This is a genomic window from Hymenobacter psychrotolerans DSM 18569, assembly GCF_900142395.1.
Lineage (GTDB): Bacteria > Bacteroidota > Bacteroidia > Cytophagales > Hymenobacteraceae > Hymenobacter > Hymenobacter psychrotolerans.
The window spans coordinates 13,295-33,061 of record NZ_FRAS01000019.1 but is presented as its reverse complement, the minus strand read 5'-3'; the positions used below and the strand labels follow the sequence as shown (position 1 = coordinate 33,061).

The following is a 19,767-nucleotide window of genomic DNA, read 5'->3' as shown; positions in this document are numbered from 1 at the left end:
AGCTTCAGCATAAAGACGAAAAAAAGATACTTCGGCGGCTGCTTTTGCTTTGGAGGTCAGCGTTTTTCCGCTACTTTTCATGAGTCTTATTCTATATATACATGCGAAAGAATTACGTGTATTGTGGTTGCTTGCTATTGCTGACTGTATCAGGCTATGCCCAGGGCAACGGACCCGGCACAAGAGGCGCACGAGCGGCTGCACTGGGCAATGCGTCCGTCACCCTCTCCGATGTATGGGCCATCGGCAACAACGTGGCCGGGCTGGGCCAGCTGAGCGCTCCGGCCGTGGGCGTCTACGCTGAAAACCGCTACTTGCTCTCGGCGCTGAACACGGTGGCGCTGGCGGCAGCGGTGCCGCTGGGCAAGGTGGAAAATGCTACGGCCAGCCGCGGCGTAGTAGGGTTTGAAGCGGAGCGGTTCGGCGGCAAGCTCTACAGCGAGCAGCGCGTGGGAGCCGGCTATGGCTACCGCGGGGGCCCGGTCAGCATTGGGGCGCGCGTGGATATGCTGCAGGTAAGCATTGAGGGGCTGGGCAGCAAGCGGGCCGTGGCGGTGTCGTTGGGCGGGCAGGCCGAGCTGGTGCCCAAGCGGCTGGTGTTCGGGGCCTACCTCTACAACCTCAACCAGGCCAAGCTGGCCGAGTACCAGCAGGAACGGGTGCCTACGGTGCTGAAAGCCGGCCTGTCATATCGGCCCACAGCCAAGGTGATGCTCAATGTCGAAACCGAAAAGGAAGTGGAGCAGTCCGCCGACTTTAAGGCCGGGCTCGAATACCGCGTAATAAATGCACTGGCGCTACGAGCCGGGCTGCGTACGCTCACGCAGGAAACCACCGGCGGCGTAGGGTTCCGGGCCGGCGCTTTGCAGATCGACTACGCCGCAGCCTGGCACGCCGCCCTCGGCCTGAGCCAGCACCTGGGCATCAGTCTGGCTTTCAATGGCAAGCAGCCATGAGGTCCGCCGAAGCCGCACCCGAAACCGTTGCGCCAGTGCCGGGCGCACTGCTGACTCATCCCCAAACTGTCCGGCCGAAGCGGCGGCTGGTACTCCTGCTGGCGCTGCTGTTGCCGCTGGCTGCGCAGGCCCAGGAGTACGTGCGCCCCGCCGCCGACCTCGACCGGCTGACACAGGAGCTGTTTGCCGAAATCCAGAGTGACCAGGTGCCCTACGAGGACCTCTACGAAACGCTGCTGCAGTACTACCAGACGCCGCTCAGCCTGAACACGGCCACCCGTGAGGAGCTGCGCGGCCTGCTGCTGCTTTCCGAAAGCCAGATCAGCCGGCTGCTGGAGTACCGCCAGCAGCGCGGGCCGTTGCTTAGCCTCTACGAGCTGCAGGCCGTGCCGGGCTTTGATCTGCGCAGCATCTATCGGGTGGCGCCCTTCGTGACGGTGCAGGCTGGCGGTGCCAACGCCCTTCGCGGCCCGCTCTGGCAGCGGGTGTTCAAGGAAGACAACAACGCGCTGTTTCTGCGCTACGAGCGGGTGCTGCAAACCCGCAAAGGCTACACCACTGCCCCCACCGACAGCCTGGGCCAGGGCCCCACGCGCTACCTGGGCTCCCCGGACAAGCTGCTGCTGCGCTACCGGGTCAGCCACGCTAAGGATTTCAGTCTGGGAGTTACGGCCGAGAAAGACGCCGGTGAGCAGTTGCGCTGGAGCCCGGGCGCCCGCCAGTATGGGGCCGATTTTCTGTCGGCGCACTTTCTGCTGCAGGAGCGGGGCAAGCTGCGCACCCTGGCCGTTGGTGACTACCAGCTGCAGTTTGGGCAGGGGCTGCTACTCTCGTCGGGGCTGCAGGTGGGCAAAGGAGCTGAAACCATTACCACGCTGCGCCGCAGCTCGGTGGGGGTGCGGCCCTATTCGTCTATTCTGGAAAGCACGTTTTTCCGGGGCGCTGCTGCCACCGTGAGCCTTACGCCCACAGTGCGGGCCACGGCGTTTGTATCGCGCAAGCGGGTAGATGCCAACGTGCAGCAGGCGGCCGACTCGCTGGCCGAGTTTGACGAGTTTTCGTCGGGCTTTCTGCTGACTGGCTTCCACCGAACCCCCAGCGAGCTGGCCAACCGCCAGACCCTGCGCGAAACCGTAGCGGGCGGCAACCTAGGCTACACCAGCCGCAGCGGCCACCTGTCGGCCGGCCTCACCGCCGTCGATACGCATCTCGACAAGCCTATCCAGCGCCGCCCGGAACTCTACAATCAGTATGAGTTTCGGGGGACGCACAACCTGGCCCTGGGGGCGCACTATAGCTATGTGCGCGGCAACGTGCTGGTGTTTGGTGAAACGGCCCGCAGCAGCAGCGGCGGCTGGGGCACCGTCAACGGTGTGCTGGCCAGCCTGGCGCCTACCATCGACGTATCGGTGCTGATGCGGCACTACACCCGCGACTTTCACACGCTCTACGGCAACGCGCTCAGCGAAAACACTCGTAATATCAACGAAAGCGGCCTGTATCTGGGGCTGAAACTCCGTCCCGTGGCCCGCTGGGAGCTGTCGGCCTACTACGACCAGTTTCGGTTTCCGTGGCTGAAGTATGGGGTAGGAGCGCCCTCTCAGGGCCACGACTGGCTGGTGCGTGTATCGTATGCGCCCACCAAAACCAGCCTGCTCTACGCGCAGCTCCGCAGCCGCGTGAAAGAGTACGATGCCAGTTCCGACCGGCCTGTGCCAATGCCCGTGCCCACCACGCGCCACAGTCTGCTGCTCTATTACGATGCCAGCCCGCTGCCCATTCTAGGCCTGCGCACGCGGGTGCAGGCCAGCCGCTACCGCGAAGATGAGGCGGTCTGGCAGCGTGGCTACGTACTGGCGCAGGATGCCTCCGTGGCGGTAGGCCGCCGCCTGCGCCTCACGGCCCGCTACGCCATCTTCGACACCGACAGCTACGATACCCGACAATACGTGTTCGAGCAGGACGTACTCTACGCGTTTTCCGTACCGGCGCTTTCCGGGCAGGGTACGCGCATCTATGGCATTGCGGAGGTTAACTGCGGCCGCCACCTCACGCTATGGCTGCGGCTGGCCGAAACGCACTACCGCAACCAGCGCACGGTGGGCTCGGGGCTGGAGGAAATACAAGGCCCCCGCCGCACGGAGTTCAAGGCCCAGGCCCGCTACCGCTTCTAGTCTGATATTCGGCTGCGGCTCAGAGTCGAAACGCGCCGTTATGCTGAGCATGGGGAGCACACACTTAGCCAGCAATTGTAGAGCACATAAAAAAGGCGGCTCCCCAACAGGAGAGCCGCCTTTTTTATGTGCTCTGGACTAGTCCGATGCTTACTGCTTGAGCAGTTTCACTACGGCTGTGCCTTCCGGCATGTCCAGGTGCAGCTGGTACACGCCGTTGCTGAGCTTGCTCAGGTCCAGTGCGTGCCGGAGCGGAGCGCCAGCCTTGTTCAGGGTGGTGCTGCTCACGGTGCGGCCCAGCGCATCCGTCACGCGCAGCGTAACAGAGCCCCGCTGGGCGTTGTCCATTTTCACCTGGTACAGGCCCGTGCTCGGGTTCGGATATACTTCCACGCCGCGCAGTAGTGCCTCGTTCTGAGTGCCCAGTGTCGTGATGCTCACGCAGGCTGAGTTAGAATAAGCCGAGTTGCCGGCCGTGCCTACGGCCCGCACGCGGTAGCAGTAGTTGCCATTGGCTGCGCCGATCTGGTCGGCGTAGTAAGTGGTGTTGGCCGGAACGGTTGCCACCAGCGTGTAAGTGGAGTTATCGGCACCCGTGCGCTCAATTTCGTAGCCGGTTTCGTTGGCCGCGTTATCCAGCCAGATAAGGTCTACGTTTGCGCGGTTGTTGGTCACGCCGTTTAGCTGAGCCGTCATAGAAGTCGGGGCAGCGGGCGTCTCACTCAGGGTGCACAGCTCCAGGCTCCAGCCGGTCAGCTGGCCGCCGTTGCCGCCACTCTTGGCCACGGTCAGAGTCCAGTTGCCGTTAGCGGGGTCGTTGAGCAGGCTGGCCAGCGAATTCACGGGGCGGTAGGTAGCACCCGCGTTGATGGGGCAGGTGATGGCCGCCGTAGCGTCGTCGCTCAGGCTCACATCCACGTTGGAAGTGCCGAGGCAGCTGTTCGAGAGCAGCACCACCGTGCGGCCGGCTGGGTTCGTCAGCGAAACCGTCAGCTCACCGGCATTCGGGTAAGTGATGGCCAGGTTGCGAATCCGGATGTTGCCGACCCGCTCCGTGCTCTGCACATTGATAACTGAAGTAACCGAAGAAGCGGCGCCAATCGTCAGCGTCAAGGGTACCTGCGTGGCGGCTACGGTGTTGCAAGCGAGGGTGCCAACTACAAACGAAGAAGCTACTGAGTAGGGAGCGGCGCTGCAGGGGCTGGTGCCACGCACGCGCCAGTAGTAGGTAGTGCCCGCCACCAGGGTCGGGTTTTCTATCGTGTAGCTGGTGCCGGTTACGTTGGTCTGCGTGAACAGAACGGTGCTGAAGTTTGCGTCAGCAGCTACCTGTACTTCATAGCCGGTGGCGTTCGGTACGGCATTCCAGGTCAGACGCGGACGCGGACCTACGCGCTGGGCCGACACCGGGCTAACCGGCACGGCGGCGGCAGTAGCGCCGGGCAAAACCGTAAACGTGTACTGCTGCGCCTGGGTGGTGCTGCCGCTGGTACCGGTGAGGGAGATGGTGTACGTGCCGGCAGCCGTGCCGGCCGCTACTGCCACGTTTGCCTGCACAGTAGTGCCGGCAGCAGTAGTCGCGCTGCTATACGTAACCGTTACGCCCGTAGGCAGGTTAGTTGCCGACAGAGCAACCTGGCCCGTGAAGGACTGGATCTGGCCTACGTTCACGTCGAAAGTCAGCGCGGCATTAGGGCAAACAGACAAGATTCCGGTAGAAGCTACCGGCGACAGGAAGAACGTCGGAGCACCGGAGTTGGTGATGGAGAAGTTCTGGTTCGAGAGGTCGAAGAAGATGTTGCCGGACGCCTTGATCTTGATCCGGGCGCTGCTCGTGGCCGCTACCGTAGTAGGCACCGTTACGTTGGCGTAGCCGTCGTTGGGTGTGTTAGCCAGCAGCACCGTCGGGAACGTCTGGCCGCCATCGGTGGAGAGCAGAATGTCTACGTTGGCGGCGTTGATGGGCGCAGCCGTCGTGTTGGCTACGTTCCATGTCACCTGCTGCGGAGCGCCCGCCTGCCACGAAGCCGAAGACGTATTCGGCAGCGTAACCTGGAAGGGGCCACCTACTGCCGATACTACCACGTTCATCGAGTCATAGTCGCTGCCACCACCACCGGCGCGGTTGTCGCGGGCCACCAGGCGGAACACCATACGGCGGGCATACGTCGGCAGAATCTCGCCCAGCGAAGTCGTGTTGGCCAGCAGGTTAGAAAGGCGTGGGAACGTACGGGTAGGAGTCGTAACGGGAGCAAACACGCGGAACAGCGGCGCGTTGCCAACCGGAGCCGTGGGGGCACCGGTCGGGCCCAGGTCAAACTGCTCCCAGTTGTAGGTGAGGGCGTCGCCGTCGGGGTCCGTGGCCGAGCCGGTCAATTCAAACGGGGTGCCCGTCGGAATTACGTAGTTGCTGCCGGCATTCACTACCGGAGCTTGGTTGCCGGTGGGCGTGTTTACGCTGCAGTTGCCCGCGCCAGCTGCGTACGTCAGAATCTGGTCGTAGCTGTGCGAATGGAAATACGGGTCGCTGTTGTTCTGGACGTTCTGGGGCGAGCAGATACCCGCGTACGCCATGATGGTGGTACCGCTGCCGGGCTCGTAGGCCGAGTTAGCCGTGCGGTTGCCGCCGGCGCAGTTGCCAGTGCTGCCATTGAAGGTGTGCGCACCGCCGAACTGGTGGCCGATTTCGTGGGCTACGAAGTCGATGTCGAAAGCGTCGCCGGTGGGGTTGGCCAGGCCAGTAGTGCCCCGGGCCTTATTGCCGGCGCGGCAAACTACGCCCAGGCCAGCTACGCCACCGCCATCGGTATTGAACACGTGGCCGATGTCGTAGTTGGCAGACCCGATACGCTGGTCGGTTACGGTCTGGTTGGTGTTGAGCGTCGCCCCGTTGCTGATGTTGGTGTACGGGTCGGTGGCGGCGTTCAGGAAGATGAGCGTATCGGTTTTAGGAACCAGCACCAGCCGGATGGCCAGTTCTTTCTCATATACACCGCTCACCCGGTTCACGGAGGCCACAAAGCCGGCCAGAGCGCCGGCTACGGTGCCACCTTTGGTGGCTGCGTACTCGCCGGTGCAGGCCATAGCCAGGCGGTAGGTGCGCAGGCTGGTACCGTTCGGGAAGCGGCCGGCCGTGGGGGCTGGCAGCACCGGAGCGGTATCAGTGGTCAGGCAGAAGCCGCCCTGCGCCGAAGCGTTCATGCTGCTTTTGTTGAAGACCAAATGAGTAGCGCTGCCATCCACAGCCGGGTCAATGAATACCGTCTGGCCGGGGGCCTGAATCATGGCATGGAAACCGGCCGGCGTTACGTCCAGACGAGCCGTAGCGGCCGGGTTATCGATGCCCTGCGCCTGGTACGTACGAATCTGGGGGTAGCGAGCAGCCAGGTCGGGGTGCATCACGGGCACCAGCGACACGCGGAACCGCTGCGAAGTGCCATCGGGCAGGGGCAGGCTGATAACCGTGCCCGACGTGCGCAGGCCTGCTTCGGCCGGAGCCGTAGCCAGGGCGTCGCGCATAGCCGGCAGCTGCACACGTACGCTGCGGTATTGGGTCAGAGCCTGGGTGGTTGCCCGGGCAGCTGTAGGCAATGCCTCCGTGGCATCAACCCACAACACGCGCTGGGCCGCCGCGGTAAGCGGCAACCCGGCCGCCAGCAGCAGGCCGCCCAACAGGGCCGGCCGCCACGTACGCCGCGATGGAGTAATTGTTTGCAACATAAATGGGGGTTGGAGAATGAAAAATTCTAGGAAAACTAGGAAGGCCTAAGGTAGTGCTTTTTACCATTGGCTTAGCGCTTGCGAAGGGCCGATTTTAAAATATGCAGCGCCAGCCGGCCTTCGTTGCTGCAGAATAAACCTATAGATATATTGAGTTCTACTGACTGACTTTTAGCGTATTGCGGTTCAGGTTGAGTGCCGATTACTGCCTGCTGGTGCGGCTTCTGGCAACAAAAAGGCCCACCGAAACTACGTCCGGCGGGCCCGTCTGCTATTGGATAAAAAGGACCCTAGGCGTCGGTTTTCAGTAGCACTATCTGGGCTTTATCGGCCGCGCTGATACGGCGTCTAAAGTCCTGGTACGCCGGATATTCGGTACGGGGAAAGCGGGTACGCGGCATCAGCAGGCGTCGGACATAGAGCAGTGTTCCGTCGGCCTGAGCCTGCACCTGGCTGGAGTATGTTCCAAATGCGGTGCTGAGCTGTACGGGAGCGGGCAGGTTTTCGGGTTTGAAGCCAGCCGGCACATGAATACGGACCGTATCGGCGTAGCTGAAGGCATTTTCGAGCCAGATAGGCGTGCGCCGCTCTCCCACAGTAGCGGGCAGCGCGTGCCAGCGGCTGAGCAGATTGGGCGTGACAAACGCTCTGCGACCCGACACCGAAGCCCAGCCCGGCAGCGTGAGCCCCAGCGTTTCAGTGATTACCGGCACTGCGGCTCGGCGGTCCTGGGTATAGCTCAGCTTGCTGATGCTGAAGTTGGCCAGGGGCAGGTGTTCGGCCAGCGCCTTTTTCTGGTCGGCCAGGTTCCGGGAGCCAGCCATTCCCTCGTAGTCGTCCTGCTCCAGGCCGCTGCGCCGGGTCCGGATGGTGGCGGTGGCGCTGCCCTGCGCATCCAGGTACACATCGGCCAGCCGCTCGCGGCGGTTGTCAGCGGCCGTGTATTGCGGCGTGCGCACCATGCGGCCACCCTGCGGCGTAACAAGCAGCGCGTGCCGGTTGCCGGTGAAGCTGCTCATGTAGCCGAACGGGTTGGTTTGGTTCGTGCATTCCAGCCACACAGTGTCCGGCTTGGCAGATTTCTGCAGCGGCACACACAGCACTACGTGGTTGAATTGCTGGCTCGGAAATTCCGTGCGGATATCTTCCTTGTTGGCTCGCACCAAGGCGCTGTAGCCCGTAATACCGGCCGTCTTGAGCAAGGCCTGGCAGTAGTTGGTCAGGGCTTTGCAGTCGCCGTAGCCGGTGGCCGCCACGCTGGTAGCCGGGTACGTCTGCCAGCCGCCAATGCCCAACTGCACCGAAATGTAGCGGGTATTCGCCTGCAGCCACTCATATACCTTCCGGATCCGTGCCCGCTCATCGGTTTCGCCCTGCACCAGCGCCCGGATTTTCTCCTGCACGGCCGGTGGCAGCTCGTCGCGGCCTGCGTTAAGCTGGTAGTTCCATAGCCCCAGCGCCTGCCACGTAGTGAACGTGCCCACGTGGCCCTGCACCTCAAACTGGGTGGGAGCGGTGAATACAACCGGTGTTGTCTCGCCCACCGGGGGGCCGTCGGGCTCTTGCTCTACTGCGGCCAGGTTGCGCACTTGCCACTCGTAGCGTTGCAGCGCCGCCGAAACGGAAGTGCGCGCGGCAGCGGTACCGGCCGGCAGGTCGCGCTCCTGATACCGCAGGGGCAGCTCAGTGGGCGTGAGTACCCGGAAAGTGGCCTGCTCTACGGACAGCTGTTCCTGCGCCTGTGGCTGCCAGGTAGAGTAGAAGAGGGTATTAGTGGAGTTGACTTCGTACTCGAATTCTACTGTGTACGGGTACACGGGCTGGCGCAGGTCGGCCACCCGGCCGCGGCCGTCACTGGCCAGGCTGAAGCCATCGGAAAGCGAAATGTCCCCGATTTCGGAGGCTTTCAGGGTGCGCAGCAGGCGGCCGTCGGCCGCGTAAGCGCTGCCGCGCAGGTAGCTCACCGAGCTCAGCTGATCATAATACACCAGCTCCTGAGCGTGATGTGCACCGGCTTCATCCAGAATAGTGATGGCGCGGCGCACGGTCTCGATGGTGCGTCCCGCCGATTTCACCAGCAGGGTTTCATCCGAGAGACGCACCACGGCATGCGCGTTTTCGCGCAAAGAGCCCGGAATATCGGCCACCGGGTATTTGGGGGGCGGGCCGCCTGCCAGCGCGTGGCTGCCCGCCAGCAGGCCCAGCGCCAGCAGGGCGGCGTGGCAGGTGTGCTTCAGGTAGAAAACCACAGATTTAGGATTTCTTTTTCAACACAATCTGCTCGGCCTGTTTGGCTACCACCAGGCGGTAGAATTCGCGCAGGTTGGCGTATTCTTCGGCCGAGTACACCGCCCGGCTCAGGCTCAGGCGGCTCACCAGCTGCAGAGTGCCGTTGGCAGCGGGTTGCACCTGATACATGAAGCGGCCACCATTGTCGGGCAGCGTAACGGCAGCGGCTTTAGGCAGCTCTTCCACTTCGTAGCCGGCGGGCAGCGTCAGGGTCATCATCAGGGTTTCGTCCACGGGGCAGCCGAAGTCTACCGGAAACTGACGGTTCTCATGCACGAAGGGGTTTTTGCTGTTCCCGAAATGCTGCAGCGGGCGCAGATACAACAGGCCGGCCTGGGCGTCGCCGGCGGTCATGCTCATTTCGTAGTCGAAGGACAAGGGCTTATCGAGGGCGTCGCGCTGGGCAAACTGGTATTTGCTCACGTTCCAGCCTTCGCGGCCGTGCAGCATTTCCTCTACAAACTTCTTCTCGCCTTTTTCGCGCAGCAGGTCGCGCTGGGCCAGGCCTGCGTAGCCACCGTGCTCCGAGTGGATTTTGCCGGTGTAGCCGCCTTTATCGTCCAGCGTGAGATGAATCTGCTGGTACTCCGTGAGGCGCTGCTGCGGGGCCAGGCTAATCCAGCGCGAATCGGCGGCGGCTGGCATGATGAGGCGCCCGATGGAGTTGAGGCAGCGCGTGGGCAGCATGCCGCACGGCACCAGCTCCTCGGTGGCATCCAGCAGCATTTCCTTGCCTTCGGGCAGCGACACGTGGGCTACCACGTAATTGAAGCGTGAGAGCAGGGGCATCAGGTCAGGATTCACAAGACCATGGTCGCGGGTGCTGAGCAGCACCGGATTGGCCTGAAAGCCGGCTTCGCGCAGAGCGGCAATCAGCAGCAGGTTTACGTCGGCGGCGTTGCCGCGGTGCTGGTCGTAGGCTTTGCGCAGCGAGGCGGTGCTGTAGTACAGGTCGCGCCCATTGTACTTCACCGATTTGCGCACCAGGTCGTGCACGGCGGCTACGCGGGCAGCCGGGTCAGTGATTTTGGCCAGCAGCGGCGTCAGCTGTTCTTTCAGAAAGCCACCGCGCTTGAGCTGCATGCCGAAATTCTCATCGGCCAGCAGATCGTTATTAATCTTATCCCAGGTGTCAGCCACAGCCCGGTAGGGCTGGCCTTCCCAATGCACGCCGGCCAGCTCGAAGTCGATGCGCGACACATAGTCGCGCACAGAAGTCATAAACGGCTCGGTCCGGAAAGCGGGTACGTCTTTGGCAGCCCAGCGGTGGGTTTTCACCGGTATTACTGCCGTTGATGCCGATCCGGAAACGCGCTGCGTATCAAAGCCGCCGCCCGTGTAGCCACCCGACTGCCGCACGGTGGCCTGCATAGAGCCTTCGCCATGCTCGGACACAGCCAGCGGAACGTAGCCCTGCATCATGATTTTGTAGTCGAAATACGTGGGCATGGAGGTCCGGTACTCACTCCAGCGCACCGGAATAGATTCCTGAAACTGCCAGTCCTGGAAGTTGAAGGTGAAGTCCGACATCACCGTGTAGGCGTACTCGATTACGGCGCCTTCGCGCACGTTGGGCAACGTAAACTTGCGCAAGGTTACGTTGCTGTTGGCTTCTTCCTTGAAAACGCCAGCATCGTCGAATTTCTCCTTGGCAATCTGGTTGTTGACCAGATTGTAGGTGTAGCCGCGCAGGTTGACGAGCTTTTCCTCGCGCCCGGCGCTATGGTAGAGCGGCACCTTCACAGTGGCCCAGTCGTAGCCCGACTTCTTAAGAATTTTGATGCGGGTAATCCGGTCAAACACGACGCGGAAGTCTCCCTCAATATACTCGAAGCGGGAGCGGCCATAGTCGCAGAGCACCACCGCTTCGGCCGTGCTGTCGGCCACGAAGTTTTTGGCCTCGAAGTCCTTCATTTCCGGCTTGCCGAATTTGATAGGATCAGTTTGGGCAAGGGCCGTAGTGGCACCAGAGCCCGCCAACACCGCTAGCAGCGCCAGCGGGCGGAGTAAAGCTGTTGTCATAAAAAAGAAGTGAAAAAGTCAGCTGAAGAGCGACTTGTCCCTGCCAGAAGCCGGGAAAAGAAGATAGCAGGATAGTAAAATGTGCCGGATACAGCACTGGCAGAGTTACGGAAGTATAAAGGTCAGCACTTTTCCTATATCGACCAGCGTAAGTATGAAGAAAAAGTGAAGAAAGGCTATTTTCGGCTTAGCACCAGCATTTCGGCGCACTTGGCTGCGGCCCGCTGATGCAGCTCACGCAGAGCCGCATACTCAGCCGGGCTATATTCGGCTTTGTTGAGTTGCATCCGGGCCATCATCTGCACAGTTTCAGGAGTAGGCTGCGAAACAGAGTATTGAAAACGGCCGCTACCTTCGGGCAGCATCAGCGACAGGCTGGCGGGCATTTCCTGCACTGTGGTTCCCTTCGGCAGCGTGAGTGTAACCAGCGAAACGTACTCGTGGGGCATACCCAGGTTGACGGGATAAGAGCGGACTTCAGGACGGAACGTATATGGAATAGTCCCCAGCGAACTAAGTAGTGCCAGATAAAGCTGGCTGGCCTGCGTAGTGCTGCTGGGCATATGAAGCGCCAGCTCAACTGCCACTGGGTGCTGTATGGAGTCGGGTAGGAGCAAGTGGGGCTTGGAAGCGTCCCAGTCAGGCCATTGCCGCTGCAGACCAGCAAGATAGTCGCTGCTGGAGCCCTGCCGTATCTGACGGCGGGCGGCCAGACCCGCGTAGCCGGCGTACTCCAGTTTCAAGCTCCCCTCCAGACTGCCGTGCTCCGTAAGGCGCAGCCGGGCCGTGCGTAGCTCGGTATGGCGCGCCGCGGGCCTGATTGTCAGCCAGCGTCCCGCCGCATCTGCCAGTAGCGCCTGCCCGTTCAGGCAACGCTCCGGGAGCATTCCGGCAGGCAGTTCTGGTTCGGTGGCATCCAGCAGCAAATCGGTGTTGTCGGGCAGCAGTATGTGGGCCGCTACATAGTTGAATTGCGAAATAGCGGGCACCAGCGTCTGCATCTGGCCGTGGCTGCGGGTGCTGAGCAGCAAAGGCGTGGCCGGCAGACCGGCTGCACGCAGCGTCTGTACCAGCAGTAGGTTGATGTCGGCGGCATTGCCGAGCCGCCGCTCCACCGTGCGGCGCAGAGGCTGTGAGGCAAACAGGGCGGCGTGGTTATTGTACTGCGCGGCGCTTTGCACCAGCGCCAGCACGGCCGCCGCCCGGGCTTTCTGTTCCGGATATTTCAGGCGCAAGGCAGCGGCCTCGGCTGCCAGCGGAGCGGGGCTGGAAAGGGCTTTGCCGAACTCATTGTCTTCCTCCAGCATTTTCCAGAGGGTAGGCCATTTGCCGGTAAGATCCTCGTAGTTGCGGCCACTGAAGTTGGTACCAGCCAGCTCAAAGTGCACACTGCGCATATAGTCGTGCGGCGTCGTCAGGAACGGTTCGGCGCGGAAGGCCGGCACATCCTTCATAGCCCAGCGCAACTGCAGCGCCAGCGCTGATATCCGCTCTTGCTGTGGCGTGGCATAAGCACCCGTGGAAGCCGACACCATAGTGCTGTAGGGCACAGTCAGCTCTTCTTTCACGGCAAAAGGCAGATGGCCGCGGATGATGGTTTTGTAGGCGTAGAACTGAGGCAGAGTTACCCGGTATTCGCTCCAGCGCACCGGTATGCTATGCTCAAACTGCCAGTCCTGAAGATTAAAGATAAAGTCCGACGTAATGGTGTACGTGAATTCCAGGATGGAGCCTTCCCGTACGTCCGGCATCGTAAACGAAACCTGAATGTGGTCTTTGTCAAGCTGTTCCCGATACAAATCTTCGGAGTTGAGTTTTGCCTGTGAAATACGGCCGTCCTGTAAGTTATACGTGTAGCCCTTCAGGTTGCTGAACCGCTCATATCGGCCGTTGCTGGTGTAGAGCGGAACTTTCACGGTAGCATACCGGTAGCCAGCCTTGCGGTGAATCCGGAGCCGGGTAGTACGCTCGAATACCGCCTGAAACTGGGCACTGCCACCTACAATTTTGGTGGTGCCATAGTCACACAGGTACTCGGCCACGGAGGCTGCCGTATCAGTGGCAGTCGGCATCCCAAAGAAATCAGCGGGTACCACGGAGCCAAACCGGATGGGCAATGCCGGTGCCTTCTGCGCCAGGGCTGCACAGGCCAACAGCAGACAGAGGCCCAGCAACGATAGTTGTAGACGAATTCCTTTCATAATACACCGGTTGAATATGTCGCAGCCCTGGTCGGACCGGCTTTACTATATAGTGGCAAGCCTAAAGTTGGGGCAAAGCAGCGGGGCGGCCAAATCTGCCGGGCAGTATTCTGACTAACTATACGCTGAGGTATGCTGCCGCGTAGCTAGGCTACCGGCTGCTTTGCCCGCACGCCTACCAGCAGATACACCAGCGCCACCAGCGTAAGGGCCATGCTCAGGCCGTGCACGTAGGGCAGGCGCGCCACCTGGTTGCTGAAAAGCCAGCCGCCCAGCAATGCCCCCAGCCCAATGCCGGCTTCCAGCGCTATGTACATGGTGGCCACGGCTCGCCCGCGCCGCTCGGGGTGGCTCAGGTCGATGGTCCAGGCGTAGAGGGTGGGGGAGTTGAGGCCCGTTGCCAGCCCGAACAGCACCGCTGACCCCAAGAACAGCGGCACCGAGTTGTCGGCCAGCATCAGAATGGCTAGCGCCACCACCATCAGGGCCGTAGACCAGCGCAGCACCGGCACGCGCCCGTAGGTGTCGGAGGCGCGGCCGGCCAGCAGGCGCACCACCAGCGAGGCCAGCGTGTAGCAGGTGTAGAACAGGCCTTTGCTGTGGTCGGCCAGGCCCAGGGCCTCGCTCTGGTCGGGCACCACGGTCAGGATGGCGCCAAACGGAAACAGGCACAGCAGCGTCACGAGGGCCGGGGCCATTACCTGCGGCTCCAGAATTTCGCCCCAGTTGAGGCGCAGCAGGCTCCAGCTGAACTTCTGGCGTTGCGCCTGGGGCAGGGTTTCGGTCATGGTACCCTGCACTGCCAGGCTCAGCAGCGCCAGCCCCGATGAGCAGTAAAACAACGTGTTGAGCGACGTAGCAGCCGTAATAAGCGGCCCCACGGCCGGCCCGGCAGCCATACCCAGCGAACCGGCAACCCCGAGCAGCCCCATCGCCTCGCCGCGGCGCTCCAGCGGAATGATGTCGGCAATGAAGGCGGCCGTGCCGGTAGGCTTGAAGCCGGTGCTGAAGCCGTGTAGCAGCCGTAGCGCCAGAAAGCCCGCCACGGTGGTAGTCCAGGGGTAGAAAAAGCCGCAGATAAAACACACCAACGACCCGAATACCATCACCGGAATCCGCCCGACGGTATCGGCCAGCTTGCCGCTGAAGGGCCGCGAAATGCCCGCCGTGAGAGTAAACAGCGCAATAATAAAGCCCTTGTATTCGCCGCCGCCCAGCCGCGTGAGGTACGCGGGCAGCTCGGGCAGCAGCATGTTGAAGCTCATGAAAAAGAAGAACGACGACAGGCACATCAGCCAGAAGCCGGCGCTGTAGGTACGGGGAGCAGAGGTAGCGGGCATGGACCGCAAAGGTACACCATCAGGGAGGTTGTGGCCTTCGAAAACTGAGCGCAAACTTGGCTGTAGAACTGCAGGGCCGGGCGGAATGCCAGGATTTTTTTGAGGCGGCAGGCTCTTTCTTTCGGAGAATTATTCTTATCTAGCCAAACATCAGCACTACTCGGCTGTATTATACTCATCACGCTTTTTTAACTCACTGCCATGACTCCAACTCCGGATTCTCCCCAACATGCTGCTGGCCAGACTGGTGGCAACGGCACCGGTACGGCCGTAACCGGCGCCGGCACTTCGCACGACCAGCGCACTGCTGACGGCGAAAACGCCCAGACCCTGACTACCCGCCAGGGCCACCCGCTCACCAACAACCAGAATCTGCGCACCGTAGGCAACCGCGGACCAGCAACGCTGGAGAACTATCAGTTTCTGGAAAAAATCAGCCACTTCGACCGGGAGCGGGTGCCGGAGCGTGTGGTACACGCCCGGGGTGCCGGCGCACATGGCGTATTCGAAGCTTACGGCAAAGTAGGCGACGAGCCAATTGAGAAATACACCCGTGCCAAGCTGTTTAACACGGCCGGTAAGCAGACGCCGGTATTCGTGCGCTTCAGCACGGTGGGCCACGGCGGCCACTCGCCCGAAACCCTGCGCGACCCGCGCGGCTTCGCGGTAAAATTCTACACCGAAGACGGCAACTGGGACCTGGTAGGCAACAACCTGAAGGTGTTCTTTATCCGGGATGCCATGAAGTTCCCGGACCTGATTCACTCGCAGAAGCCTGATCCGGTGCACAACCGCCAGACCGGGGAGCGGATTTTCGACTTCATCTCGAACACGCCGGAAGCCATGCATATGGTGAGCTTCCTGTTTTCGCCCTGGGGCATTCCGGCCAACTACCGCCAGATGCAGGGCTCAGGCGTGAACACCTACAAATGGGTGAATGCTAAAGGCGAAGCCGTGCTGGTGAAATACCACTGGGAGCCGCTGCAGGGAATTAAAAACCTGACCGCGCAGGAAGCCGAAGCCATTCAGGCCAAAAACTTCAACCACGCCACCCAAGACCTGTTTGAGCACATCGAAAAGGGCGACTTCCCGCAGTGGGAGCTGTGCGTGCAGATTATGAGCGACGACGAGCATCCTGAGCTCGACTTCGACCCGCTCGATGACACCAAGATCTGGCCCGAAGACCAGTTCCCGTTCCTGCCCGTGGGCAAAATGACGCTCAACAAAAACCCCGAAAACTACTTTGCTGAGGTAGAGCAGGCTGCTTTCGGGACGGGTGTATTGGTAGATGGCCTCGACTTCTCCGACGACAAGATGCTGCAGGGCCGCACCTTCTCGTATTCCGACACGCAGCGCTACCGCGTAGGTACCAACTATTTGCAGCTGCCCATCAACGCACCTAAAAAGCACGTAGCCACCAACCAGCGCGACGGCCAGATGGCCTACCACGTAGACACGGCGCCCGGCCAGAACAACCACGTCAACTACGAGCCCAGCAGCCTCAACGGCCTGAAAGAAGCACCCCGCTCGGCCCCCGACCACATGCCGGAGTACACGGGCCGCCTGATCCGCCAGACCATTGACCGCGAAAACAACTTCAAGCAGGCCGGTGAGCGGTACCGCCTGCACGAAGACTGGGAGCGTGACGACCTCATCAACAACATGGTAGGCGCCCTCACGGATGCTAACCACAAGGTGAGCGACAAAATGGTGGAGCTCTGCACCAACTGCGACCCGGACTGGGGCCGCCGCCTGGAAGAGGGCCTGAAAGCCGCTCGCGCCGGCAAGAAGACCGAAGGAGGCAACCAGTACAACGAAGGCAAAGCCGCCGAAGCGGTAGAGCAGGCCGAAGCCACTGCGCACGACGCCCGCCCATACTAGCGCCACTTCAGACCCGTATACACAACGGCCCCGACTCAGCTGAGTCGGGGCCGTTGTGCTTTTTGCAGGACATACAAACCGCGGGACACATGCCCTGTAGGCAAAGCACAGCCATATCCTGAGGCGAAAAAGCACCGTACGCCTGCCTACATCAAGCCTGTACTCCTATGCCGCTCCACCCCGAACTAGACAAGAAGCTGAGCAAACTGTATGAGCCCTCGGCCCGCATCGACGACGTGTTCAAAGGCTACGACATCACCTTCCTGACCAACAAGCAGGGCGAGCCAGTGACGCTGTTCTTTGGTCGCCGCCGCCCGGATGGCGCTATTTCGGGGGAGCGGTTCACACGGACCATCAAGCGCGAGGCCGACGGCGTGCAGGTGCGGTCCAGCCACTGGGACAACCAGGGCAAGATTATGAACCGCTGAGCCGGCCGCTTCGCCACAAAAAAGCCGGGTGGCCTGTGCGTCTGCTGCAACAGGCGCAAGTGCTACCCGACTTCTTTGGCCCGCAGGCTTACAGTGGCGCCAGCTAAGCGGCCAGCCGCGTACAGCTGTTGTAGGCTGGCGGAATGAGCGTTGCTGGACGAGAGTCGGCAGAGTATAAAACACCAGCGAGCAGCAGCTGATGAACTTATAGTAGTAAGAGCATCAGATAGATGGAGATGGTTGCATGGGTGAGAAGCGAACTGCCAAAACGGCCGCCTGCGCACTCCGGCCCGAAGTGTGCCGTACAGCTGCTCTATGTCCTGGTTTTCTTCGCTTTTTGCTTCTGTTTCGGCCAAACGGCCTCGTCCGGAAGGCAAACCCGCCCTCACGGTGCGGGAACGGTTTTCGGCCCTCAAAAATCTACCGGAGTTTCTGCGCCTGATCTGGCAGACCAGCCCGGCTCTCACGCTCGGCAACGTAGCGCTGCGTCTGCTGCGGGCCGCCCTGCCGGTGGCCATGCTGTATGTGGCCCAGCTGATTCTCGATGCCGTGGTGCAGCTTAGCCGCCTGCCCGCTGCCGAACGGGTCCTGACGCCGGTCCTGACGCTGGTGGCGCTGGAGTTTGGCCTCGCCGTGCTGTCTGATGCGCTGGGGCGCGGCGTGGCGCTGCTGGACTCGCTCCTGGGCGACTTATTCGCCAACCAGACGTCGGTGCGCCTGATGCAGCACGCCGCCGAACTGGACCTCGACCAGTTCGAGGACAGCGCCTTCTACGACAAGCTGGAGCGGGCCCGCCGCCAGACCCTTTCGCGCACCGTGCTCATGGCCCAGGTGCTCAGCCAGGCTCAGGACATCATCACGATGGGGTTTCTGGCCGTGGGGCTGGTGGCCTTCAATCCGTGGCTGCTGGGGCTGCTGCTGCTGGCCGTGGTGCCGGCTTTCCTGGGCGAGTCGCACTTCAATGAGCGCAGCTACTCGCTGGTGCACGGCTGGACGCCCGAGCGGCGCGAGCTGGACTACCTGCGCCAGACCGGCGCCTCCGACGAAACGGCCAAGGAAGTCAAGATTTTCGGCCTCAGCAGCTTCCTGATTGACCGGTTCAGGCTGCTCTCCGACGACTTCTACCAGAAAAACAAGAGCCTCGTGATTCGGCGGGCCGGCTGGGGTGCATTTTTCGCGGCGGTAGGGGCGGCCGGCTACTACGCGGCCTATGTCTACATCATCAGCCAGGCCGTGTACGGGCGCGTCAGCATCGGTCAGCTTACGTTTCTGGCCGGCTCATTTGCGCGCATGCGGGGGTTGCTCGAAGGCATTCTGAGCCGCTTCAGCACCGTGGCCGAAGGCGCGCTGTATCTGCAGGACTTCTTCGACTTCTTCCATTTGAAGCCGCGCATTGTGCGCCAGGAGCTTACGGGCGAAAGACCCATCCCTTTCCCCCGGCCCATTCGGCAAGGGTTTCAGTTTGAAAACGTGGGCTTCAAGTACCGCAACGCCGAAAAATGGGCGCTGCGCAACCTCAGCTTCACGCTGCGGGCCGGCGAAAAGCTGGCACTGGTAGGGGAAAACGGAGCCGGCAAAACCACCCTCGTCAAGCTGCTGGCCCGCCTCTACGACCCCACCGAAGGCCGCATTCTGCTCGATGGCTACGACCTGCGTGAGTACGACCCGGCCGAGCTGCGCCAGGAAATCGGGGTGATTTTTCAGGATTTTGTGCGCTTCCAGCTCCCGGCGGGCCAGAACCTGGCTGTGGGCCGTATCGAAGAAAAGGACAACCGCCCGCGCATTGAGCAGGCCGCCAACCTCAGCCTCGCCGACTCAGTTATTGCCAAGCTTCCCGGCGGCTACGAGCAGATGATTGGCCGCCGCTTCAACGGGGGCGTAGACCTGAGCGGCGGCGAGTGGCAGAAAATAGCCCTGGGCCGCGCCTACATGCGCGACGCCCAGCTGCTCATCCTCGACGAGCCCACCGCCGCCCTCGATGCCCGCGCCGAATACGAGGTGTTTCAGCGCTTCAAGGACCTCACGCAGGGCAAAACCGCCATCCTCATCAGCCACCGCTTCAGCACCGTGCGCATGGCCGACCGGATTCTGGTAATTGAGCACGGGCAGTTTGTGGAAATCGGGAGTCACGAGGAACTGCTGGCTCGTGGCGGCCGCTATGCCGAGCTATTCCAGCTGCAGGCAGCCGGCTATCGGTAGGGAAGTGTGCTGGCACGATGATAATTAGGTCCACTTATCTTGCTACACATGAGCCCAATTTTCCGCTTCCTGCCAAACCTCGCTGCCGAAGCCGACCAACAACTTCTGACCGAGTTGCTGCATCGGATATTCTCCGACACTCCGGCCGCAGAGTGGCACACCGACCTACACTACCAGCAGCAGCACCAGCCGGTGCAGGCGTGGCTGGCTTTCGATGGGGAGGGACTGATAGGCTGCAAGCTAGGCTACGAGCGGAAACCGGGCCACTACTACAGTTGGCTGGGCGGCGTGCATCCTGACCATAGGGGGCAGGGTATTGCGGCGGAGCTGATGCGCCGGCAGCATGCGTGGTGCCAGGAGCAGGGCTACTACCGCATCCGTACCCAGACCTACAACCGCTGGCGCGCTATGCTGCTGCTCAACCTGCGCCACGGCTTCGACATCATCGGGACGGTGCAGGGCGCGCGCGGGCTGACGATTGTGCTGGAAAAAGAATTGTCAGCCAAGAATTGAGCAGGTTGCAACCCAGCGGGTCTGAAGACTATCCTATACACAGC

11 protein-coding genes are annotated in these 19,767 nt (G+C 61.7%); 6 read left to right on the top strand and 5 right to left on the bottom strand.

Annotated features, from left to right (window positions below; genetic code table 11):
* The first annotated feature begins 101 nt into the window (after positions 1-101).
* The gene (locus tag BUE15_RS15905; protein ID WP_170865287.1) at positions 102-956 is read left to right on the top strand and encodes a PorV/PorQ family protein; all 855 of its coding nucleotides are present in this window, start codon (positions 102-104) and stop codon (positions 954-956) included.
* A complete protein-coding gene (locus tag BUE15_RS15900; protein ID WP_084549116.1) occupies positions 953-3,130 on the top strand; it encodes a helix-hairpin-helix domain-containing protein in 2,178 nt (725 codons plus the stop codon). The genes BUE15_RS15905 and BUE15_RS15900 overlap by 4 nt, the downstream gene beginning before the upstream one ends.
* 150 nt (positions 3,131-3,280) lie before the next feature.
* Here the strand turns inward: BUE15_RS15900 and BUE15_RS15895 are convergent, their stop codons facing one another.
* From BUE15_RS15895 to BUE15_RS15875, 5 genes are all read right to left on the bottom strand, one after another.
* Positions 3,281-6,850 (bottom strand): reprolysin-like metallopeptidase, encoded by a 3,570-nt coding sequence (locus tag BUE15_RS15895; protein ID WP_084549115.1) that lies wholly within the window; start codon positions 6,848-6,850, stop codon positions 3,281-3,283.
* 290 nt (positions 6,851-7,140) lie between these two features.
* A complete protein-coding gene (locus tag BUE15_RS15890; RefSeq protein ID WP_084549114.1) occupies positions 7,141-9,099 on the bottom strand; it encodes a DUF3857 domain-containing protein in 1,959 nt (652 codons plus the stop codon).
* 4 nt (positions 9,100-9,103) lie between these two features.
* Positions 9,104-11,161 (bottom strand): transglutaminase family protein, encoded by a 2,058-nt coding sequence (locus BUE15_RS15885; RefSeq protein WP_073287301.1) that lies wholly within the window; start codon positions 11,159-11,161, stop codon positions 9,104-9,106.
* A gap of 176 nt (positions 11,162-11,337) precedes the next feature.
* The gene (locus BUE15_RS15880) at positions 11,338-13,362 is read right to left on the bottom strand and encodes a DUF3857 domain-containing protein (protein WP_084549113.1); all 2,025 of its coding nucleotides are present in this window, start codon (positions 13,360-13,362) and stop codon (positions 11,338-11,340) included.
* 146 nt (positions 13,363-13,508) lie between these two features.
* Positions 13,509-14,702, bottom strand: coding sequence for an MFS transporter (locus tag BUE15_RS15875; RefSeq protein ID WP_084549112.1), 1,194 nt, complete (start codon positions 14,700-14,702; stop codon positions 13,509-13,511).
* A gap of 201 nt (positions 14,703-14,903) precedes the next feature.
* On the opposite strand from BUE15_RS15875, the gene BUE15_RS15870 reads away from it, so the two are divergent.
* The 4 genes from BUE15_RS15870 (at position 14,904) to BUE15_RS15855 (ending at position 19,723) form a co-directional block, all read left to right on the top strand.
* A complete protein-coding gene (locus BUE15_RS15870) occupies positions 14,904-16,583 on the top strand; it encodes a catalase (protein WP_073287295.1) in 1,680 nt (559 codons plus the stop codon).
* A 167-nt stretch (positions 16,584-16,750) separates the two neighbouring features.
* Positions 16,751-17,011, top strand: a complete 261-nt coding sequence (locus BUE15_RS15865) for a hypothetical protein (protein ID WP_073287292.1) — start codon at positions 16,751-16,753, stop codon at positions 17,009-17,011.
* 315 nt (positions 17,012-17,326) lie between these two features.
* Complete coding sequence (locus BUE15_RS15860) at positions 17,327-19,210, top strand: ABC transporter ATP-binding protein (protein ID WP_084549111.1); 1,884 nt, start codon at positions 17,327-17,329, stop codon at positions 19,208-19,210.
* 48 nt (positions 19,211-19,258) lie between these two features.
* Positions 19,259-19,723 (top strand): GNAT family N-acetyltransferase, encoded by a 465-nt coding sequence (locus BUE15_RS15855; RefSeq protein WP_073287289.1) that lies wholly within the window; start codon positions 19,259-19,261, stop codon positions 19,721-19,723.
* The last annotated feature ends 44 nt before the right edge of the window (positions 19,724-19,767 follow it).

Bases quoted from the DNA above. Each gene is read 5' to 3' on its own strand.
- BUE15_RS15860 (WP_084549111.1), top strand. From the start codon at position 17,327: ATGTCCTGGTTTTCTTCGCTTTTTGCTTCTGTTTCGGCCAAACGGCCT.
- BUE15_RS15900 (WP_084549116.1), top strand. From the start codon at position 953: ATGAGGTCCGCCGAAGCCGCACCCGAAACCGTTGCGCCAGTGCCGGGC.
- BUE15_RS15895 (WP_084549115.1), bottom strand. From the start codon at position 6,850: ATGTTGCAAACAATTACTCCATCGCGGCGTACGTGGCGGCCGGCCCTG.
- BUE15_RS15855 (WP_073287289.1), top strand. From the start codon at position 19,259: ATGAGCCCAATTTTCCGCTTCCTGCCAAACCTCGCTGCCGAAGCCGAC.
- BUE15_RS15870 (WP_073287295.1), top strand. From the start codon at position 14,904: ATGACTCCAACTCCGGATTCTCCCCAACATGCTGCTGGCCAGACTGGT.
- BUE15_RS15875 (WP_084549112.1), bottom strand. From the start codon at position 14,702: ATGCCCGCTACCTCTGCTCCCCGTACCTACAGCGCCGGCTTCTGGCTG.
- BUE15_RS15865 (WP_073287292.1), top strand. From the start codon at position 16,751: ATGCCGCTCCACCCCGAACTAGACAAGAAGCTGAGCAAACTGTATGAG.
- BUE15_RS15885 (WP_073287301.1), bottom strand. From the start codon at position 11,161: ATGACAACAGCTTTACTCCGCCCGCTGGCGCTGCTAGCGGTGTTGGCG.
- BUE15_RS15880 (WP_084549113.1), bottom strand. From the start codon at position 13,362: ATGAAAGGAATTCGTCTACAACTATCGTTGCTGGGCCTCTGTCTGCTG.
- BUE15_RS15905 (WP_170865287.1), top strand. From the start codon at position 102: ATGCGAAAGAATTACGTGTATTGTGGTTGCTTGCTATTGCTGACTGTA.